At 67.8% G+C, this 19,154-nt stretch carries 16 protein-coding genes; 7 read left to right on the forward strand and 9 right to left on the reverse strand.

Features of this window, described 5'->3' with window-relative positions; translation table 11 throughout:
- Nucleotides 1–179: 179 nt before the first annotated feature.
- Genes AC4FS2_RS12460 through AC4FS2_RS12470 form a run of 3 tightly spaced genes read left to right on the forward strand, consistent with a single transcriptional unit; the run spans nucleotide 180 to nucleotide 4,875 of the window.
- Nucleotides 180–1,226 carry a 3-oxoacyl-ACP synthase III gene (locus tag AC4FS2_RS12460; RefSeq protein WP_491156505.1) on the forward strand — a complete coding sequence of 349 codons (1,047 nt, stop codon included), beginning with the start codon at nucleotides 180–182 and terminating at the stop codon, nucleotides 1,224–1,226.
- Nucleotides 1,220–3,910, forward strand: a complete 2,691-nt coding sequence (locus AC4FS2_RS12465) for an alpha/beta fold hydrolase (RefSeq protein ID WP_491177825.1) — start codon at nucleotides 1,220–1,222, stop codon at nucleotides 3,908–3,910. The genes AC4FS2_RS12460 and AC4FS2_RS12465 overlap by 7 nt, the downstream gene beginning before the upstream one ends.
- Nucleotides 3,907–4,875: an NAD-dependent epimerase/dehydratase family protein gene (locus AC4FS2_RS12470; protein WP_491177382.1), complete on the forward strand. Its 969-nt coding sequence runs from the start codon at nucleotides 3,907–3,909 to the stop codon at nucleotides 4,873–4,875. The genes AC4FS2_RS12465 and AC4FS2_RS12470 overlap by 4 nt, the downstream gene beginning before the upstream one ends.
- Before the next feature lie 44 nt (nucleotides 4,876–4,919).
- Here AC4FS2_RS12470 and AC4FS2_RS12475 read toward each other — a convergent pair whose 3' ends face one another.
- Nucleotides 4,920–5,984: a helix-turn-helix domain-containing protein gene (locus tag AC4FS2_RS12475; protein ID WP_491177384.1), complete on the reverse strand. Its 1,065-nt coding sequence runs from the start codon at nucleotides 5,982–5,984 to the stop codon at nucleotides 4,920–4,922.
- A 178-nt stretch (nucleotides 5,985–6,162) separates the two neighbouring features.
- On the opposite strand from AC4FS2_RS12475, the gene AC4FS2_RS12480 reads away from it, so the two are divergent.
- The 3 genes from AC4FS2_RS12480 to AC4FS2_RS12490 all read left to right on the forward strand — a co-directional run bounded on the left by AC4FS2_RS12480 (nucleotide 6,163) and on the right by AC4FS2_RS12490 (nucleotide 10,044).
- On the forward strand, nucleotides 6,163–7,950 hold the full coding sequence (locus AC4FS2_RS12480) for a helix-turn-helix domain-containing protein (protein WP_491177386.1): 1,788 nt from the start codon (nucleotides 6,163–6,165) through the stop codon (nucleotides 7,948–7,950).
- A 128-nt stretch (nucleotides 7,951–8,078) separates the two neighbouring features.
- Entirely contained in the window at nucleotides 8,079–9,305 is a 1,227-nt protein-coding gene (locus AC4FS2_RS12485; RefSeq protein WP_491177388.1) for an alpha/beta hydrolase family protein, read from the forward strand.
- A gap of 49 nt (nucleotides 9,306–9,354) precedes the next feature.
- Complete coding sequence (locus AC4FS2_RS12490; protein ID WP_491177390.1) at nucleotides 9,355–10,044, forward strand: hypothetical protein; 690 nt, start codon at nucleotides 9,355–9,357, stop codon at nucleotides 10,042–10,044.
- Between the two features lie 42 nt (nucleotides 10,045–10,086).
- On the opposite strand, the gene AC4FS2_RS12495 is transcribed toward AC4FS2_RS12490, so the two are convergent.
- The 8 genes from AC4FS2_RS12495 to AC4FS2_RS12530 form a co-directional block, all read right to left on the reverse strand.
- On the reverse strand, nucleotides 10,087–10,467 hold the full coding sequence (locus AC4FS2_RS12495; protein ID WP_491177393.1) for a hypothetical protein: 381 nt from the start codon (nucleotides 10,465–10,467) through the stop codon (nucleotides 10,087–10,089).
- A 256-nt stretch (nucleotides 10,468–10,723) separates the two neighbouring features.
- Nucleotides 10,724–11,701 (reverse strand): hypothetical protein, encoded by a 978-nt coding sequence (locus AC4FS2_RS12500; protein ID WP_491177395.1) that lies wholly within the window; start codon nucleotides 11,699–11,701, stop codon nucleotides 10,724–10,726.
- On the reverse strand, nucleotides 11,698–12,111 hold the full coding sequence (locus AC4FS2_RS12505) for a hypothetical protein (RefSeq protein WP_491177397.1): 414 nt from the start codon (nucleotides 12,109–12,111) through the stop codon (nucleotides 11,698–11,700). The genes AC4FS2_RS12500 and AC4FS2_RS12505 overlap by 4 nt, the downstream gene beginning before the upstream one ends.
- Before the next feature lie 117 nt (nucleotides 12,112–12,228).
- A complete protein-coding gene (locus AC4FS2_RS12510) occupies nucleotides 12,229–12,684 on the reverse strand; it encodes a hypothetical protein (RefSeq protein WP_491177399.1) in 456 nt (151 codons plus the stop codon).
- Nucleotides 12,681–13,736 carry an ABC transporter permease gene (locus AC4FS2_RS12515; RefSeq protein WP_491177401.1) on the reverse strand — a complete coding sequence of 352 codons (1,056 nt, stop codon included), beginning with the start codon at nucleotides 13,734–13,736 and terminating at the stop codon, nucleotides 12,681–12,683. Before AC4FS2_RS12515 ends, AC4FS2_RS12510 begins: the two co-directional genes overlap by 4 nt.
- Nucleotides 13,733–14,731: an ABC transporter permease gene (locus AC4FS2_RS12520; protein WP_491177404.1), complete on the reverse strand. Its 999-nt coding sequence runs from the start codon at nucleotides 14,729–14,731 to the stop codon at nucleotides 13,733–13,735. Before AC4FS2_RS12520 ends, AC4FS2_RS12515 begins: the two co-directional genes overlap by 4 nt.
- Nucleotides 14,728–16,269: a sugar ABC transporter ATP-binding protein gene (locus tag AC4FS2_RS12525; protein ID WP_491177407.1), complete on the reverse strand. Its 1,542-nt coding sequence runs from the start codon at nucleotides 16,267–16,269 to the stop codon at nucleotides 14,728–14,730. The genes AC4FS2_RS12520 and AC4FS2_RS12525 overlap by 4 nt, the downstream gene beginning before the upstream one ends.
- Before the next feature lie 98 nt (nucleotides 16,270–16,367).
- Entirely contained in the window at nucleotides 16,368–17,513 is a 1,146-nt protein-coding gene (locus AC4FS2_RS12530; protein WP_491177409.1) for a sugar ABC transporter substrate-binding protein, read from the reverse strand.
- Between the two features lie 407 nt (nucleotides 17,514–17,920).
- Between AC4FS2_RS12530 and AC4FS2_RS12535 the strand changes: the two genes are divergently transcribed.
- The gene (locus AC4FS2_RS12535; RefSeq protein WP_491177412.1) at nucleotides 17,921–19,120 is read left to right on the forward strand and encodes an alpha/beta hydrolase family protein; all 1,200 of its coding nucleotides are present in this window, start codon (nucleotides 17,921–17,923) and stop codon (nucleotides 19,118–19,120) included.
- The last annotated feature ends 34 nt before the right edge of the window (nucleotides 19,121–19,154 follow it).

Genomic DNA, 19,154 nt, shown 5'->3' on the forward strand with positions numbered 1-19,154 from the left:
AGACCCGGTGCCGGGGAGGGACGGGATGCAGGGGGAAGTCACCCTCGATTGCGCCATCGTGTCATTGTCGCCGACCCCCCTTTGCGCGGGCAAGGATACCCGGTGTACGGCATCCGCGCTGCCGGTCATCGGCACGGCTGCGCGAGGCGTAAAATTGCGATCTTGACGGAGCGAGCCAGATGGGCGCGTTCGACGGAGGAATCGTGGCCGGAAATGCGACCACTCGCTTTGACAATGTCTCACTCTTGTCAGTGGCGAGTACCCTGCCCGGGAGAGTGACGACATCCGAGGAGATCGAGGATCGTCTCTCCTCCGCACTCCGACGACTCAAGTTGCCCGGCGGCCTTCTGCAGCGCGTCGCCGGCGTGCTCGAGCGTCGCAACTGGGCTGCGGAGGAATCGTCGGATGACGCGACGATCGATGCGGGCAGGCGCGCCCTGGCGGAGGTGGCCGTGGACCCGGCCGACGTCGGGCTTCTGATCAACACCTCCGTCTCGCGCAAGCATCTCGAGCCGTCCGTCGCTGTGCGCCTCCATCACGGGCTGGGGCTGCCGAGTTCGGCCATCAACTTCGATGTCGCCAATGCGTGTCTCGGGTTCGTGAGCGGCATGAGCCTGGCGGCGAACATGATTCAGTCGGGTCAGATCCGGTACGCCATCGTCGTCAATGGCGAGGACGCGGACGAGATCCAGGCCAACACGATCCGCCGGTTGTCGCACACGGATGTCGGCCGAGCAGGCTTCATGAGCGAGTTCGCATCCCTCACGCTCGGGTCGGGTGCCGCTGCCGCGGTCCTGGGGCGCACCGATGAGCACCCCGGCGGACACCGCATCCTCGGCGGAGTCACACGCGCCGCAACCCAGTTCCATGAACTGTGCGTCGGCAGCGTCGACGGCATGTTCACCGACGCGAAGGCACTCTTGAAGGGCGGACTGGACCTCGTGGTCTCCGCTTGGAAGGAGGCATCCGGGCCGTGGGACTGGTCGTCGATGGACCGGTACATCACCCACCAGGTGTCCTCCGTGCACACGAATGCGATCGTGAAGGCGGCGAAGCTCGACAGCGCTCGCGTGCCCGTGACCTTCCCGAAGTACGGAAACGTCGGGCCCGCCTCGATCCCCATCACCCTCGCCGAGGAGCAGGCAACCCTGGCCAGAGGCGACCGGGTGCTGCTCATGGGCGTCGGCTCCGGCCTCAACACGGCCATGATGGAACTCGCCTGGTGAGTGCCGGCGCGACCCTCCCCCCGCCTGGTCTCCCCGGCCTCGATCCTCGGTTCAGCCGTATCGTCGCGGTTCCCGGCGTGGGCGGAGACCAGGGCATCGTGCGGGAATGGCACTGTCTCGATACCGGGCCCGAGCTCGCCCGCCTCGGCGTCGCGGCCGTCGGCACGATCCTCGCCGTGCACGGCAACCCGACGTGGTCCTACCTCTGGCGTGACCTCGTCACGCAGTCGGTGCGCGCGGCCCAGCGCGGAGAGCCCGCGTGGCGCGTCGTGGCGGTCGACCAGCTCGACATGGGATTCTCCGAACGCACCGGCGTGGATCGTCCGCTGGCGCAGCGCGTTGCCGACCTGGGGGCCTTCACGGCGGCGCTCGCCCTCGACGCTCCGGTCGTCACGCTCGGTCATGACTGGGGCGGAGTCGTCTCGTCCGGCTGGGCGATCGACCATCGGAAATCCCTTGCCGGTGTGATGCTGCTCAACACCGCCGTTCACCATCCGAACGGCGTGCCGATCCCCGCCCCGCTGCGGCTCGCGGGTGCTCGGGGAATGCTCGCCGCCTCGACGGTCGCCACGACGGCCTTCTTGGACACGACGCTCGCTCTCGCATCGCCCGCATTGGATGCAGCGACCCGGAACGCCTACCGGTCCCCGTACGCCTCCGCCGCGCGGCGTCGCGCGATCGGCGGCTTCGTGGCCGACATCCCGGTCGATGACCGTCACCCGAGTCATCCCGAACTGGAACGGATCGCGGCTGGCGTCGCGGAGCTCGACGTGCCGGCGCTGCTGCTGTGGGGACCCAAGGATCCGATCTTCAGCGACCGCTACCTCGACGACCTCCTCGACCGCCTCCCTCAGGCGGACGTGCACCGGTTCGAGGGCGCGGGTCATCTCGTCGCCGAAGATCGCCCCTACGCGGAGGCGGTGCTGGCCTGGCTTCAGGAGCGGGGCGATCGGCTCATCGCGTCCGAGGCGATCTCGCCGCGCCATCCAGACCGGGCGACGGTGCCGCCTGTCGACGGCACGCCGTTCACCCCGATCTGGCACGGACTGGAGGAACGCCGATTCGACGATGAGACGGCGATCGTGGATATGTCGCCGACGCGCTCGGGGGCCATGCGCCGCGTGAGCTGGCGGCAGCTCGATGATCGCGTCCGGCGCCTCGCCGCGGGGCTTCACCGCATCGGTGTCCGCAAGGGCGACCGCGTGTCGCTCCTGGTGCCCCCCGGTCCGACGCTCTCGGCCATCGTCTACGCGTGCCTTCGGATCGGCGCGGTCATCGTCGTCGCCGACGCCGGCCTCGGCGTCCGGGGTCTGACCCGCGCGGTCCGCGGGTCGTGGCCCGACGCCATCATCGGTGAGACCCTGGGCCTCACCGCCGCTCGCGCCCTCGGCTGGCCGGGAACACGGATTTCAGTCAGGCGCCTCCCGGGACCAGCCGCCGCGGCCCTCGGTGTCCGCTACAGCCTGGGCGACATCCTGGCCCAGGGCACGGGCGAGCCCCTCCCCACCCCGCCCGGGCCGGAGGACGACGCCGCCATCCTGTTCACCTCCGGATCCACCGGACCCGCGAAGGGCGTCGCCTACACGCACGGGCAGCTCGCGGCGCTTCGCGACGTGCTCGCGCAGCATTTCATGGTGACGAACGAGACCGGTCTCGTCACCGGGTTCGCGCCGTTCGCCCTGCTGGGCCCGGCGCTCGGCACCCGCTCGGTCACGCCGGAGATGGATGTCTCCTCGCCCCGGACGCTCACCGCGAGCGCGGTGGCCGCCGCCGTACGCGAATCCGACGCCGGCATCGTGTTCCTCTCCCCCGCCGCCGTCCTCAACGTCGTCGCGACCGCCGGTGCCCTCACCGCGGAGGACCGCGACGCCCTGGCGCGCGTCGACACGTTCCTCTCCACCGGCGCACCGATCAGCGCGCGCTTGCTGGAATCGGCCGCGGAACTCATGCCGAACGCGACTCCGCACACGCCGTACGGGATGACGGAATGCCTTCTCGTCACGGATGTGACGCTCGACGGAGTACGTCAGGCGGCACAGGCCCCGGACGCGGGTGTCTGCGTGGGGCTGCCGATCGGCGCCAATCGCGTGCTGGTGAGCGCGCTCGACGCGGACGGCCGCGCCACCGGCACGCCCACGGCGGAGCCGGGAGTGCTCGGCGAGATCGTCGTGTCGGCGCCCCACCTCAAGGATCACTACGACCGGCTGTGGCTCACCGACCGCGAAGCCGCTCGCGGCACCGACGGACTCGATCCCTTCGAGCCCGGAACCCGCTGGCATCGGACCGGTGACGTGGGGCACCTCGACGCGCACGGTCGGCTCTGGGTCGAAGGGCGGATGCCGCATGTTCTGGTCACCGCGGACGGGCCTCTCGCCCCCGTCGGTCCTGAGCAGGAGGTGGAACGCGTGGATGCGGTGCGCCGCGCGGCCGTCGTGGGCGTCGGCCCGCACGGACTGCGGCAGGCGGTCGCGGTCGTCGAGACGATTCCGCCCACGCCGCGGGCGGCCCTCGCGGACCCCGACCTCACCGCCGACGTGCGAGCAAGCACCGGCATCCCGTTGGTCGCGGTCCTCGCGGTACCGCGGTTACCCACCGACATCCGTCACAACTCGAAAATCGACCGTTCGAAACTGTCCGGGTGGGCCGAGCGCATCCTCGCCGGCGAAAGACCCGTGGCGCCGTGATCGTCCTCGTCACGGGGGCATCGGGCTTCCTCGGACGCGCCGTCGCCGCGCACCTCGTCGCTTCCGGCCACCGTGTGCGCACCTTGCAACGCCGGCCGTCCGGTGTCGAAGGAGCGGCCGACATCCTGGGTTCCATCACGGCCCCGGGCGACGTCACACGCGCCATGGACGGTGTCGAGGGGGTCGTGCACCTTGCCGCGAAGGTCTCGCTCGCAGGAGCGAGGGACGAGTTCGACGAGGTCAACGTGGAGGGGACCAGGGCGCTGCTGGACGCGGCTGAGCAGGCTGGCGCATCCCGATTCGTGCAGGTCTCCTCCCCCTCGGTCGCCTACGCGGGTGCCGCGCTCGCCGGCGTCGGCGCCGAGCCGGCCGATCCGCTCCGCGCCCGGGGGGACTACGCGCGGACGAAGGCGAAGGCGGAGCTGATCGCGCTGGCGCGGAACTCGCCGTCGCTGCACGTCGTGGCGGTCCGCCCGCACTTGGTATGGGGTCCGGGTGATACGCAGCTGATCGCGCGGATCGTCGATCGGGCGCGCGCGGGGCGCCTTCCGCTCCTCAACGGCGGCACCGCCCTGATCGACACCACCTACATCGACAACGCCGCCAGCGGGATCGCCGCCGCCCTCGAGCGGGCGGAGGAGGCCGGGGGCCGCGCTTACGTCCTCACCAACGGTGAGCCGAGACCGGTCGGCGACCTCCTGGCGGGCATCTGCCTCGCCGCGGGCGTGAAACCCCCGCGGCTCAGCATCCCGGCGTGGCTCGGGCGCACCGCCGGCTCTGTGATCGAGCGCGCGTGGGCCATCAAGCCCGGCGCGGATGAACCACCGATGACCCGGTTCCTCGCCGAGCAGTTGTCGACGGCGCACTGGTTCGACCAGCGCGAGACCCGCCGCGCTCTCGCCTGGGCGCCGACGGTCTCCATCGATGAGGGCCTTCGTCGCCTCGCCGCCAGCTACGCGAGCTGAAGGACGCGGGAGGAGTCGCCGCAGTGCGTGCCGCCGACGGGCCGTCACATCTGCCCGCGGGCCTCCCACAGGCGCACGAGTTTCAGCGCGAGATGAAGAGTGCTCCGCTTCATGCCGTCCGCGAGCGCATCCTTCACCACCTGTGGCATCTTCTCCAGCCGGTAGTAGAGCGTCGTGCGGTGGATGAACAGCCGCTGGCAGGCGTCAGCGACATTGGCGCCCGCGTCCAGGTAGGTCTCGACGGTGCTGCGACGAAGATCGTCCGCATCGAATCGAAGGGTGTACGCAGCGGGCGAGATCGTCTTCAGATCCGAGGGGTCTGCCGTCGTCCAGGCGACGAGGAGCCAGCCGCCGATCACGGATGCTTCGGCTGTCGGCCGGAGCTCGTCGAGAAGGGCGGACAGTTCCGCCGCAGCGACGGCCTGTGTTGCGGCGGCCGCCAAGTCCTCGGCCCCCCGCGCCGGTGACGCAGTACCCATACCGACGACCTGAATGCCGTGCGCAGCCGCCTGCTCCACGACCGTCGCGTCGGCCACCGGATCGCCGGGGGCTCCCACGAGAAACACCACGTCGTCTTGCCAACCGGCGATGTACAGCGCGGTGGGACGCATGGTCGACAGTCGCCGCCCCAAAGCCGCGCACTGCAGCGGAGTCGCGGGCGCCTCGGTCATCAGCGCACGCACCACCGTGCCATGGCCCGGTCGTAACCAGCGCTTGGTCAAAGCGGTCGCCCATGCCACCTTGCGCGCCGAGATGCGGTCGGACAGCAGATCCGCCATGACGCCGAGCCGCTCGGACTGGGGAGGCGCCTCACCGTTCTCGAGGGCACGCCGCAGCAGCCCCGCCCCGGCGTCAAGCACGTCCAGCTGGGAACGCGGGATGGGCGGCTTTCCGCCTCCGCCCACCGCCAGGTAACCGAGTACGCCTTCCCCGCCCCTGACGGGCACCTGCAAGTGGTGGTCATCCGCCCCGTCCGAACCCGACGGTGCCTGTACCGTGCCGGACGGGCCGTCCACGTGGGTGCTGGTGACGCGCAGCGACAGCGCGGCATCGCGGACGACCACGGGGCGCTCCAGGATTGCGGCGAGCTCGTCGACGATCTCCTGCAAGGCGAGTCGAAACTCTTCGGATGATGCAACTTCGGTGCCGACCATTTTCCCTGTCCCTCCCGAATTCTCGTGCCAGCGTGCGATGTGGCACCGATCCTCCTCGCTGCGTCGGAAGTCACCGATGTCTAGTCGCCTATAATCCGTTGCCGACAGTGTCGGCGCGCACATACTCTGGGGCATGGACACCCCGTCGCCCGAGCGGGCACTTCCCACGGATCTCGACGCCTGGCTGAACTCGCTGCGCGACCTCAGCGCGACAGTGGCTGCCGGAGGTTCGCTCGAGCATCTCCTCAACAAGGTGGCCGCCTACGCGTGCGTGCTGCTGGGATTCGAGCTCAGCGGCGTGTTCGTGCCGGACGCCCAACGCACCCATCTCACCCTCGCAGGTGCGAGCGGCCTGTCCGCCAACTTCGTGCGTACCGTGAACGAGAGCATCCGCGTCCCGCTGTCAGGCCCGGCGCCGGCAAGTCGAGCCTTTGCAACCGGACAGCCCGTCGCGGTGTGTGACATCTCCGTCGATCGCAGTTTCGCCCCATGGGGCGCCCAAGCTCTCCAGGAAGGGTTTCGGTCGCTCGCGGTCGTGCCCCTGCTCGCAGAGGGAGAAGTGCTGGGTACCCTCAGCGGCTACCATCGCTCGGTGCACCGGTTCTCGGTCGCCGAGCTCGAGCAGATGGCCCACCTCGCCGACCACGCCGCGATCGGGATCGCTGCGGCGCGGATCATCGGCGACCTGCGCGCGGCCAACGCCGAACTCGTCCGTCGGCAGGATCTCCTCGCCCGGTCCGAAGACCTCCATCAGCGCTTCCTCACCGTCGCCCTCAACCTCGGAGGGATGGACGGCATCGCCGGCACCTTGGCCACACTGCTCCAGCGGCCGGTCCTCATCGAAGACACCCGCGGCACCGAATTGGCGACCCGTCGCGTCGACCGGACATTCGCGCCGGCCGCACTGCGCGCGTCGCTGATCTCGGGGAGGGAGTCACGCGTCCCCATCCGACTCGTCGCCGATGAGCGGCGCCTGTGGTGTTCACCGGTCCGATTGGCGGGTGACGAGGTCGCCCGGCTGTGGGTGTCGGAGGGCACGACGGCGTTGGATGAACTCGATGTGCGCGCGATCGAGCATGCGACGCTGGCGACCGCCCTCGAGATGATGCGACAGCAGACCGACGCGGAAACGGAGTACCGTCGCCGCTCGGAGCTCGTCGTCGACCTCCTGCACACGGGGGTGGACGATCGCCTCGTGGAACGCTCGCGCCACCTCGGCCACGACCTCTCGCTGCCGCATGTGGCGCTCGTGGTCGAACCTGTCGCGACCGGCCCCGAGGCGGTCGCGCAACTGCAGCGCGGACAGGCCACGGCCTCGGCGGTGGCGGCCTCGCTTCCCACGCCCCGGCCCCTCGTAGCCGGGCACGCCGAAACCCTCATCGTCCTCTGGCCGATGATGCCGATCGAGGATGATTCGGGCGCGGAGGAGCCGGAAGCACGGATCGCGAGCCTGGAAGCGGAGGTTCGACGCACCGCCGGTGCCATCACGAGCATCGTCACGGCGGGACGGATGTACCGCTCACTCGCGCAGGCGCTCAGAGTCGCGCTGGGTGCGTTGAAGATGGTGCGCCGCGGCGGGCGCCACGGCGGGATGATCCGGATACCCGAGCTCGGCCTCGGCGGCATGCTGCTGCAGATGGAGGACACGGCCTCGCTCCTGGCGTACGTCGAGGAGAAGCTCGAACCACTGACGCAGTACGACCGCGAACACGGCACAGACCTGGTGGACACGCTCGCGGCGCATATCCGGTGCAACCTCGAGGTTCGAGCGACCGGCGCCCGCCTGCGCATCCATCCGAATACCGTCCGGCAGCGGCTTCGGCGTATCGAGGAGCTCACGGGCGCTGACCTGCGCCATCCCGACAGCGTGCTCGAGCTCAACACGGTTCTCACCATCCGTGAGGTCGTCGCCGCGTCATGACGAGCCGGCTCGACAATCGTTCAGCGAGGAATCGACGACCGTTCCTGGAGGCGGCATCCGCGCACGCCTAGCTTCGGTGGCACACCCACCGATCGCTCCGCAGAGCCGTACCCGGGAGAACCGAGCCCATGCCTTCCACCACCATCTCCGGCCCCACTCCGACCTTCGATACCGGAGGGTTCTCGTTCGAGGCCCTGCGCGCGGTCGCCTACACGCCCTACGGGGGCGGGGATATCGGTGAGGTCAGGACGACGTCGGAACGAGTGACGCCGGGAGATATCGATTCGTGGCATCGCGAATGGCACGCGCTCGCCGACCGCATCGCCGCCATCGGCGACGACTGCGCCGCGCGCGGGCACGCCGTCAGCGCCAGCGGCGCCTACCTCCGGGCATCGAACTATTACCGCACCGCCGAGTTCTTCCTGCGAGACGATCCGGCAAACGACCCGCGGGTGGCCGAGACGTCCTCCCGCGCGACCGAGACATTCCGGAAGGCGAGCGAGATCCAGACGCGATGGAGTCATCTGCGGATCCCCTACGAGGGCGCGGAGCTGGACGGGTATTACCTCCACGTGAGCGGCGACGAGGCGGCACCGACGCTGCTGGCGCACGGCGGTTACGACTCGACCGTCGAGGAGATGTATTTCGCGGTGGGGGAGGCTGCGAGGCGGTACGGCTGGAACTGCCTCATCTTCGAGGGCCCCGGTCAGGGCGCCGCCCTGCGTGTGGACAAGCTCCGTTTCCGATACGACTGGGAGAAGGTCGTCACCCCCGTCGTCGATGTGGCCCTCGAGCTCCCGGGGGTCGACCCAGGCCGCATTGCACTCATCGGCATGAGCATGGGAGGGTACCTCGCTCCCCGTGCGGCCGCCTTCGAACATCGGATCGCAGCGTGCATCGCATGGGACGGAGTGTTCAAGATCGCCGGTGCGTTCGGGGCGGGTCCCGGTCCCGACCAAACCGACCCGCAACAGCGGGTCGCGGCGCTCGAGCACCTGATCGCTCACCGGGCGGAAGCTCCGGTCGGGCAGCGCTGGCTGCTGTCGAACTCGTTGTGGGTCTTCGGAGTCGAGACGGCCCAGGATCTGCTGGCAGAGGTCGTGAAGTACGACCTCACCGATGTCGCGAGCCTGATCGCCTGCCCCACACTGGTCTGCGAGGGAGAGAACGATCGGGTGGCCGCCGGCCAGGCCACCATGCTCTACCAAGCACTGCAGTGCCCGAAGACCTTCATGGAGTTCACGGAAGCCGAAGGCGCCGGAGAGCACTGCCAGGAAGGGGCCCTCACTCTCTTCCACCAGCGGATGTTCGACTGGCTCGATGAGACGCTGAGCCCCGCCCCCGGCCCACTCTGAGCTCCTCGGCGTCCGCGGCGTGCGAGGGACGGCGGCTGAGACTGCGGGCGTGGCGGATGTCCAGAAGGAGAGAGCCGAGGCGGAGCATCGGTGGCCGGCAGCGATCGGCGTGATCGCCATCATTTTGAGTTATACCGCGCTCCCCGACGACCTGCTCGGTACCCCGAGATACATGATCGTCGCGATCTGCGCCGGCCTGATGATCACCGAGATCGTCGTGAACCCGCACCGGATGAATCGGCAGACGACGTGGTCCCGGCGCGCGGGGGTGGCACTCGCACTTGTGATCGTGGTCGTGAACCAGGTCATCCTTCTTCAGCTGATCCTGGCGCTCGTGGCCCAGACGGAAGACGGGCCCACGGTGTTGCTTGCGTCTCTGCAGGTGTGGCTCACGAACGTGATCGGCTTCGCTCTCGTGTTCTGGGAGCTCGACCGTGGCGGCCCTGTCGTCCGCACACAACGCCCCCGCACGGAGCTTCCTCCCGCCGACTTCCGGTTCCCGCAGGACGAAGACCACGGCGCTGCCCCGGAGGTCGCGGCCTGCTCCTCGCTGACGAGCAACTGGCTGCCGGAGTTCGTGGACTACCTGTACTTCTCGCTGTCGAACTCGATGGCCTTCAGTCCGACCGATGTCATGCCCCTGACGCACCGCGTGAAGCTCATGATGGGGCTGGAGGCATTAGTCGGATTCGTCCTCTTGGCACTGGTCATCTCGCGCGGCGTCAGCCTGCTGGGGTGACACGGAGCCGGGAGCCGGCCACGGCACGCACGACGAGCCCGTTCACCCGTTCACTTGCGTCCACGCGACGATACGCATGTTCCGGATCTCGAATGAGGCGAAACCCGCGATCTCGTGGGTGTGCGAAATGCCGGGCAAGCGCAGAGTCAGCAGCTCCTGCACCAGGATGACCGGACCGCTCGCCGCGATGCGCATCACCCTCGGGTGGTACACGTCGAACGCCGCCCAGATGGCGTCGCAGACGTCCAGCACGCTCTCGCGGCCCGATGCACCGCATCCGGTGCCGTGGGCGAAGAACACGTCGTCGTCAAGGAAGGGGATCAGGGCGCTGCGGTCTCGCATCCCGAGTAGCTCGACGAAATCGGAAACGACCCCTTCGCGCCGACGGCGGAGCGACGCGCGGGGCTCGTCACCCAGTCTCACGTGAGTCGTCCCCTATCTCGCCGACCAGGCGAGGATGTCCTGGTGGATGCTCATCAGCATGCCCTGGGTTCCATCGGATGTGTTGATGTAGGCCATGGCTTCGTTCTCCCGGAGTAACGGCTCTACTGAGCGACAGGTGGGTGTGCCACCGAAGCTAGGCGCGCACGGATGCGGCCTCCAGGAACGGCCGTCGATACCTCACTGAACGATTGTCGAGCCGGCGCATGACCGGCCGCGCCCATCTGATTCCGACGCGTCAGCTCCCGCCTGCGGCAACCCGGCCCCCCTCGTGCCGGGCGTGCGAGGCGCGTCCGAGCAGGACGGCTATCGCGACCAGGCTCCCCAGCGCGATCAACACCCCCGCGAGGAGGACGCCGCCGCTCGGGTGCACGATCGACTGCCCCAGGAGGGCTTGCACCGTCAGGTTGGCGAGCGTCGCGGAGAACGCCGCGACCACGACTGCCAGCACCGGGAAGCGGGCGTGCGGCGTGGACAGTGCCCGAACTCGCCGCCCGAGGAGTTCGAGCGCGAGAAGCGCCAGCGGGATCGCCTGCAGGGCGTGCATGCCGACGAAGTGCGGGATGCGGAGGTCGCCGCCCACCGTGCTCCACCCCACGAGAGGAAGTCCCGGGCCATCGTCCGGAACGCCGACGGCATGGGCGCCCACGATGCCCTGGAAGTCGTTGATCTGATCGGCGGTCGGCAGCGTCATCAGGAAGCCGAGGCCCATCCCGATCAGGGCGAGGATGATTCCGGATCTCGCCGCGAGAGTGCGCGCGGGATCGGATCCGGGGTTGCGGACCACCGCGATGGCGATGAGCAGCGTCATGACCCAGACCAGCGCGATCGAGGCCGCCATGATGCCCCAGACGATCGTGTGGAACGGCGTCGTGATGTTGAAATGGCTGGACAGTGCCGCGCCTGCCAGAACGAAGATGAGGAAGATCTCCACCGACAGGGCGACGACCACCCAGGTTCCCGCGCGGTCCGCGATGCGTCGTCCCCGGTGCACCTGGCCGATCAGCCACGCGAGCGTCAGCGTGTAGATGGCACCGGACAACGCGAACTTCAGGGGTTTGCTCCACACCCCGGCGCCCGTGACCTGGCGCTGATCGATCACGGCCATCGCCGCCGCCCCGACTGCGAGCACCACCATGGCGATGGCGAAGAAGAGCAGGGGGCGGTGCCAGTGGTCCGGTCTCGGAAGCGGGTCCGCGACAGGAGACGCACTCACGAGGTGACCCCCTGGACGATGAGTCCGATCCCTGCCGAGAGCAGCCCGATCACGAGTACGCCGGCGCCGATCCACAGCAGGGCGATTGCCCGATTCGGACGCACCGGATCCTTTCCAACCACGGAGAGGAAGAATCCCGCCGGCATGAAGATCCCCGCGAACAGCACGGCGATCGATCCGGTCGCGAAAGGTTCGGGGACGTCGTTGGTCTGCACGATCACCATCGTGAGCAGACCGAGGATGACCAGCACTCCGGCATGAGCGTGTCCGGCTCGGAAGAACGACTTCTGAAGATCATTGAGGGGGAGCTTCCCCGTGAGGGCCGTGAAGACGACCCGCCCGCCGTAAGCGACTCCCACAACGGTGAGAAGAACGACGCCGGCGATGACCTGGTGGACGCTGTCGAGCATGTGGGTACCTTTCTCGGGCGGAGGCAGCTGGTCAAACGGTACTGCTCGGTACGTAATCCCCGATATGTCGATGCGCAACACAATGCGCCAACTCCCGTAGCTCGGTTGACCTCGCGGTCAGTGCGGGACGAGCGCCGGACCGACCCGATGGATGGCGTGGAATACGGCGTCGTGATTCGTGACCGCCGCCTCCGCGAGTGAACGCGCGCGATTCTCGATCGAGATGTTCTCGTCGCCGATCGGTCCTCGGTACCCGGTAGCGAAGATCGCCGCCAAGAACCGGTCGACATCGAAATCACCACGCCCCGCCGGCCGGCGGTGATCGATGCTGTCTTGGATCAGGTCACCCCGAAACGGTAGGCGCGCCCCGTCGATCAGTTCGACGCTGACGATCCGGTCAGCGGGAATGCGCCGCAGGACGTCGTGGTCGACGCCTGCGGCGCTAGTCGCCTCGATCCTCACCGAGATGTCATGGGGACTCACCTGACTGCCCGGCTGCACCTCCGGTGACACATCGCCCGCCAGAGTCAGATAGCTCCCGAGGATCACCGGCTCCCCCGCGGTTGCCCTCATGCTGTTCCTGACCGGTTGCCATCTGGACTCAGGAGAGGGGGTTCCGTTGGCGTCAGCGCAATCCGGTCGCGTGGCCCCGCGCCTCGGCTCTCTCGGCCGACGTTCAACCGCTTCCGCCCAAACTCGATAGCAACCACTGCTACCAACAAGGCGCCTGTGACCAGCTGCGCAACGCTGGGCTGGAGCCCCTGGTCCGCCGTGCCGCTGGAGATGAGCGAGATGATCGCCACGCCGAGGGCGATGTTGACCACCGTCCCCCGCCCCCCGGTCAGGGCGACACCGCCGACCAGCACCGCCGTCGGCGCCGCCAGCAAGAGCGTGGAGAAGTTGGTGGGTGACGCAACGCCCGACCCGAGAGCCACGAGCGTTCCGGCTAGCGCGGAGAAAGCACCGGAAAGCACGAATGCGGTCACGACAGAGAGCCCGGTGCGCGCTCCCGCTGCGCGCGCCTCGTCGCGGGCTCCGCCGGTCGCGTACATCTCATGTCCGAGTCGCGTGTAACTCATGAAGAAGCCGACGAGGACGAACAGAACGACAGCTACGAGGCTGCCGGTCGACAGCAACCAGAATCGCTGGAGAAGGGGCTCGCCGAGGGAGAGGTCGTTCGCACTGATGGGCGCTTCCGACGTGATGGCGAGCGCGATCCCCTTGAGCATGATCAGGCTGGCGATCGTCACGGCGAGGGAGCTGATCCCCAGCCGCGTGATGATGATCCCCTGGAACAGCCCGTAGAGCGCGCCGAAGCCCACCGCGATGACTGCCGCCGGCAGCAGACCCAGGTCGGAGAACGTGATGGCAACCACGCCCGAGAGTGCGGCCATCGATCCGACCGACAGATCGAGTTCCCCCACGATCATCGTCAGCCCGATGCCCAGGGCGACAACTCCCAGGAGCGCGAACGACTGCAGAATCGGGTACACGGCCGACGTTCCGCGGAAGGTGTCGCTCGTCGCGATGAAATAGATCCAGATCGCGACCAGAAGCACGACCTGCGGCGCGTACCGCAAGCCGGGAACGTGGCGACGGGTGCCCGTCGAGAACGCGGAACTCATCGTCCAGACCTCCGACCGACGACCTGCAATACGATCACGACCACGAGGACGATCGCCCCCACGACCGCCTGTTGGACGCCGTTGCTCGCATGGTTCAAAAGCAGAATGTTGGTGGCCTGCGATACCAGGACCGCGCCGGCGGCGGAACGGATGGGCGAACCTATCCCGCCGGAGATCGCGTTCCCGCCGATGAGAACGGCGGCGATCGAATTGACGGTCAGGTTGGGGAGGGTGCCGACTCCGGCCACGCCGAGTTGGGCGGCCCACAAGATGCCTGCAAAGGCAACGCCCATCGAGAAAATGATGAAGACCACCAGCGCCACCCGAACGCTGGAGATCCCGCTGAGAAGCGCCGTCTCGCGATTGGCGCCGAAAAGGATCAACTGGCGTCCGAGAACGGTCTTGCGCATGAAGACCACGGCCAGCGCCGTCACGACGAGGAATACGTAGACCGGCATCTGGAGGCCGAGGAAGCTGGCATTACCCCACGGCGGGCCGATGTTCCCGAGAGAGACGTTCGTTCCCCCGGTGATCGTCGCGAGCACGCCGAGGATGACGGTCGCGGTGGCCAGCGTAGTGAGGATCGGGTTGAGGCCGCCCGACACCACCAGTCCCTGAACGACACCGATCGCGGTGAGCAGGCCGATTGTAATCAGGCACGCAAGCACAACGTTCCCGCCCTGGCGGAACACTTCGATGAACAGCACGGCTGCCAAGGCGCCGGAGGCGGACCCGGCGATGGAGACGAAGTGTCCGGACAAGATCATGGGCGTCATCGCGACCGCGACGATTCCGGTGATCGACGCGCTCAGCAAGATCGCGGCGATGTTCTCGCCGCTGGCGAATCCCGGTGTGGTGACCGTACCCCCGAGGAAAATGACCACGACCGCGAGGAGCAGATTCAGCTCCGGCGAGAAGAATCTGCGTAGGCCGCCGCTCGGCGCTGCGGCGTCGCGCGTGGCGGTGCGGGTCTCGATGACCTGAGTGTCGCTCATGCGGGCACCTCCTCTGCCTGCATGACGGCTTTCACAAGACGTTCCTCCGTGAGTTCCTCTGTGCGATAGATGCCGGTGAGCTCGCCCTTGTAGAAGGCTGCGACGCGATCGCAGATACCGAGCACCTCTGAGGTGTCCGAGGAGGCGACGATGACGGCCATGCCGGCCTCGCACAGCGCGTTGATGCGCTGATAGATCTCGGCCCTGGCACCGACATCCACACCCCTCGTCGGCTCCTCCACGATGAGGACGGCGGGATCGACTCCGAGCCACTTGCCCAGCGCGACCTTCTGCTGGTTGCCGCCACTGAGATTTCCCACGAGCGCGTCGATCCGGCTCCCGTCGATCGCGAAGGCGGCGGAATCCGCCTTTACGCGACGCAGCTCCTTGCTGCGCGACAGCCACCCGCCGCGAGAGATCGCGCGCAGCCACGGCGCCGACATGTTGTAGCGCACGCTGATATCGGCAAAAATTCCGTCGCGCTTGCGATCTGACGAGCAGAACGCCACTCCGGCCTTGATTCCGGCCGCCCGCCGTCCCAGCGCCAGCTCACGCCCTCGGATGCGCACGACTCCCGCCGTCGCCGGCACCACGCCGGCCAACCCACGAGCGATGTTCGCGGCGCCGCTGCCGATCTGGCCGGCAAGGCCGAGGATCTCTCCCGCGCGGACCTCGAACGACACCGGTGAGCGCAACGTCGGAACAAGCAGATCCGTCACCTGCACGCTGACGTCACCGAACGAGCCCGATCGCTTCGGATACATCGAGCTGAGCTTGCGTCCCAGCATCATTTCGATGATGTGGTCGGAAGTGAGGCCGGCCAGCGGGCGGGGAGCACTCGCCCGGCCGTTGCGCACGACGGTCACGCGGTCGGCGATCTCGAACACCTCCGGTAGTCGGTGGGTGACGTAAATCACGCTCTGTCCGTTGTCGGCCAGTCTGCGCACGACCTCCAGGACGCGCCGGATCTCGGCATCGTTCAGCGCGGCCGTGGGTTCGTCGAAGATGACGATGCGCGCGTCGTCGGCGAGGACTCGCGCCAACTCGATCAGCTGCATCTCGGCAACCGTCAGTTGTTCGACGGGCGTTGCCGGATCGACGTGCGACAGGCCTACGGCATCAAGAAGGGGCACGGCCTGCTGGCGCAAGCGTCGGGGGGTCCAGGCCGCGGGTGCGCCCGGTCGGCCCAGTGCAAGGTTCTGGGCGACCGTCCGGCATCCGATGAGGCTGAATTCCTGCTGGACCACGGCGATGCCCGCCGCACGTGCGCGCGTCCCGCTGGAGAGGTCGGCAGCGACGCCGTCGATCTCGATCTCGCCGCTGTCGGGGCGGACGAGACCGGTGAGGGTTTTCACGAGAGTGCTCTTGCCGGCTCCGTTCTCGCCAAGCAGGGCCATGACTTCACCGGGTCGAAGTTCGAAGTCGACGTCCGAGAGCGCCCTGACGGCGCCGTACTGCTTCGACAACCCGCGAACTGAGAGACGGAGCGCGGTGGACGCGCCCTCGCTCGAGTCGCGAAGGTCTGGCTCGAGGTTCACTGTGCTTCCTTCGCAGATGTCATCGTGCAGGATCCTGCCGGTCCGGGCGGTGCCGAGGGGCCGGCCAAGAGCTTCCGCACTCGACCGACCCCAGCGCGTCACATCGGGCAGAGCTCTTCGACGGACTTGCCCCAGATCTTCACGCTGTCGAGCTCGTCGATGCCGTTGACGGCGACGACCGGCGGGCTCGTGACCTCGTACGGTGCCTCTTCGGGGTCGAAGGGGGGCGGACCGTCGGGGCTGACCGGAGCCATCGTGCTCCCGGATGTGGCCGTACCTGTCGCGATCGCCTGCAGGATTGTCCGCACCCAGATGTGACCGCTGGCGTCGTGCGACAGCACCGCTTGGGCGGCGACCTTGCCGTCTCTCTGGTCCTGGACCCCGTAGCCGCTGGTGGAGCAGTCGCCCGAGACGATGATCACGTCCTTGCCGGGCTCGATGCCGGCCTGCTCGAACGCCTTGATGACACCGGCCGTCTGATCGCCGTTGTTGGACAGGACGAAGTCGATGCCCTCGTTCTTGATCTGAGGCAGCACCTGGGTCACCATCTCGTACGTGCCCTGGGTCGCGTTGTCCTCGACCCGGAGCTCGCGGATGATGTTGAAGGGCTGATCCTCGAACTGGGCGTACGCTGCCGCCTGTCGGCGCTCGTACTCCGGGTAGTTGGGCATCGCCCCCACCACGAGCAGGTTGCCCTCGGGGCTGTGCAGTTGGCGGCCCGCCGCTTTCGCATCGTCGCGCACCTTCACCAGCGCGTCACCCATCACCTCACCGATCGCCTCCGGGTTGAGGCCGGCGAATGCGGAGATGAAGTCGAAGTCCTCCGTGGGGGGCTCGATCTGCACCTGGACGACGGGGGCGACCCCGGTGAGACTGCGCACCGACGCCGATACGACCTCGGGATTGAGCGCCATGACCATGAACCCGTCGGGCTTCTGCCCGCTGTCGATGAATTGCTGGATCTGCTGCACCTGCGCCGACTGATCCAGTCCCGAAAGGATGTACTTGACGTCGACGCCGAGCTCCTCGGCCTCGTCGTCCACACCCGCATACATCAAGTCGAGGCAGGGGCACACCGCCCGGTCGAGTCCGAAGAACACGATCTGCGGGGCGTCCTGCTCACCGCCATCCCCGGACGCACCGGCGCCTGCCCCGCTGGCGCAGCCGGCTACGAGAACGCAGATGGCCGCACCGGAGACCAGCGCTTTGCCGCTACGGGCGATCGGCGTACGCCGACGTCGCATCGCCGCTCGCACCTGACTCCACAGACGAGCCCACCGATCTGTTTGATCCGCTCTGCTGCTTATCGACATGAATCACTCCTTCGTGATGAGGACGTCGCGTCCTGAGCGTGACGGGTGCCCGACCTGAATATCCACCGACATGCTGCATTTTGTCAACCGCATTGGATACTCGCATTGTCGGATTCTCTTGGTAATGCGCTACTTACATCCCCTCCAGCCGTATATCTTCGATACTACTTGCGCCATGCCTTCCTCTCGTATACTCTTTCCGAAGCTCTCCAGCTCATCGATCGGCCGCCGCCGCAACCGTCACGCGGCGGAGAACCGCCCAGGGGAGGGCGCTCACGGTGGGACAGCCCTCATACGGCGCGAACCCCTCCCTCGCCAGCCACCCGTTGGAGGTCACCATGTTCGAACCATTCCCCGGCAGATACGTATGGAATCTGTCCGTTGGACTTGCCCTGGCCGTCGGCGGCCAGATCGGCGAGGTCGATCGCGCGTGCCGAGAGCTTCAGGGGCGGATTGGAGCGAACGACGACAGCGCCGCGCTCGCCTTCTTCGAGGAATGGTGCCGCCTCGGCGACCGCCTCGTGGAGCTGGCCAAGGACGACGAGGTCGCCGGCAACCACCGCAGCGCCGGCCTGAAGTACGGACGCGCCTCCGTGTACTACCAGACGGCGGAGAGAATGCAGGCGCGAACGTACGCCCCGCGGACCGCTGCCTACGCCAACGCGCTCGACACGTTCGGCCGTTTCCTCGAGTTGTCCGGAGAGCCCGGCAAACGGGTACGTGTGCCTTTCGGCGACAAGGATCTCGGCGGCATCCTGGTCGTGCCCGACCGGCCCGGCCCCGTGCCCTGCGTGCTCTTCTTCAACGGCCTCGACAGTACGAAAGAGCAGATCTACGGAACCGGTACGGCGCAGGAACTCGCTCGCCGCGGTATCGCGACGTTGATCGTGGACACCCCCGGTTCCGGTGAGGCGCTGCGGTTGGCGGACCTGCGTGCCATCCCGGAGAGCGAGGTGTGGGCGAGCGCCTGCATCGACTACCTCGAAACCCGCAGTGATATCGACAGCGAGCGCATCGGCATGGTGGCCTGGTCGCTCGGCGGTTACTACGGCCCGCGTGCGACGGCCTTCGAACCGCGGATCCGATTCGGCGTGGCATGGGGCTCTAACTATGACTGGGGCGAGGTCCAGCTTCAGCGGATGCGCGACGAGGGAGACCGACCCGTCCCGCACTACTGGGACCACGTGCAATGGGTGTGGGGGAGTGACAGCCTGGAAGAGTTCCTGGAGCTCGCGCCGAAGGTGACGCTGCGGGGCGTCGCAGACAAGATCCGAGTACCTTTCCTCGTGGTGCACGGCGAGCACGACCGGCAGATCCCGCTTCGCTACGCCTATCTGCTCTACGACGACCTGGTGAACTCCCCCGCGCCCCAACTGAAGATCTTCACCGACCGCGAAGGCGGCGTGGAGCATTGCAGCGTCGACAACATTCCGGTGGTCCGCGACTACATCTGCGACTGGATCGATCGAACGGTCCGTCAGCTCGATGACTCGTCGGCACCCTTCTCCGTCGAGACGGCGGGCACCACGCCGCGGTGACCGCCCGCGACCGCTCCGCTGCTTCGCGCGCACG

It is taken from the genome of Microbacterium sp. Z10_103, from assembly GCF_058310455.1.

What these genes read in the sequence shown, in the direction of transcription:
- AC4FS2_RS12530 (WP_491177409.1), bottom strand. Translation starts at nt 17,513, where the DNA reads ATGCGACGTCGGCGTACGCCGATCGCCCGTAGCGGCAAAGCGCTGGTC.
- AC4FS2_RS12510 (WP_491177399.1), bottom strand. Translation starts at nt 12,684, where the DNA reads ATGAGGGCAACCGCGGGGGAGCCGGTGATCCTCGGGAGCTATCTGACT.
- AC4FS2_RS12480 (WP_491177386.1), top strand. Translation starts at nt 6,163, where the DNA reads ATGGACACCCCGTCGCCCGAGCGGGCACTTCCCACGGATCTCGACGCC.
- AC4FS2_RS12505 (WP_491177397.1), bottom strand. Translation starts at nt 12,111, where the DNA reads ATGCTCGACAGCGTCCACCAGGTCATCGCCGGCGTCGTTCTTCTCACC.
- AC4FS2_RS12520 (WP_491177404.1), bottom strand. Translation starts at nt 14,731, where the DNA reads ATGAGCGACACTCAGGTCATCGAGACCCGCACCGCCACGCGCGACGCC.
- AC4FS2_RS12515 (WP_491177401.1), bottom strand. Translation starts at nt 13,736, where the DNA reads ATGAGTTCCGCGTTCTCGACGGGCACCCGTCGCCACGTTCCCGGCTTG.
- AC4FS2_RS12485 (WP_491177388.1), top strand. Translation starts at nt 8,079, where the DNA reads ATGCCTTCCACCACCATCTCCGGCCCCACTCCGACCTTCGATACCGGA.
- AC4FS2_RS12535 (WP_491177412.1), top strand. Translation starts at nt 17,921, where the DNA reads ATGTTCGAACCATTCCCCGGCAGATACGTATGGAATCTGTCCGTTGGA.
- AC4FS2_RS12460 (WP_491156505.1), top strand. Translation starts at nt 180, where the DNA reads ATGGGCGCGTTCGACGGAGGAATCGTGGCCGGAAATGCGACCACTCGC.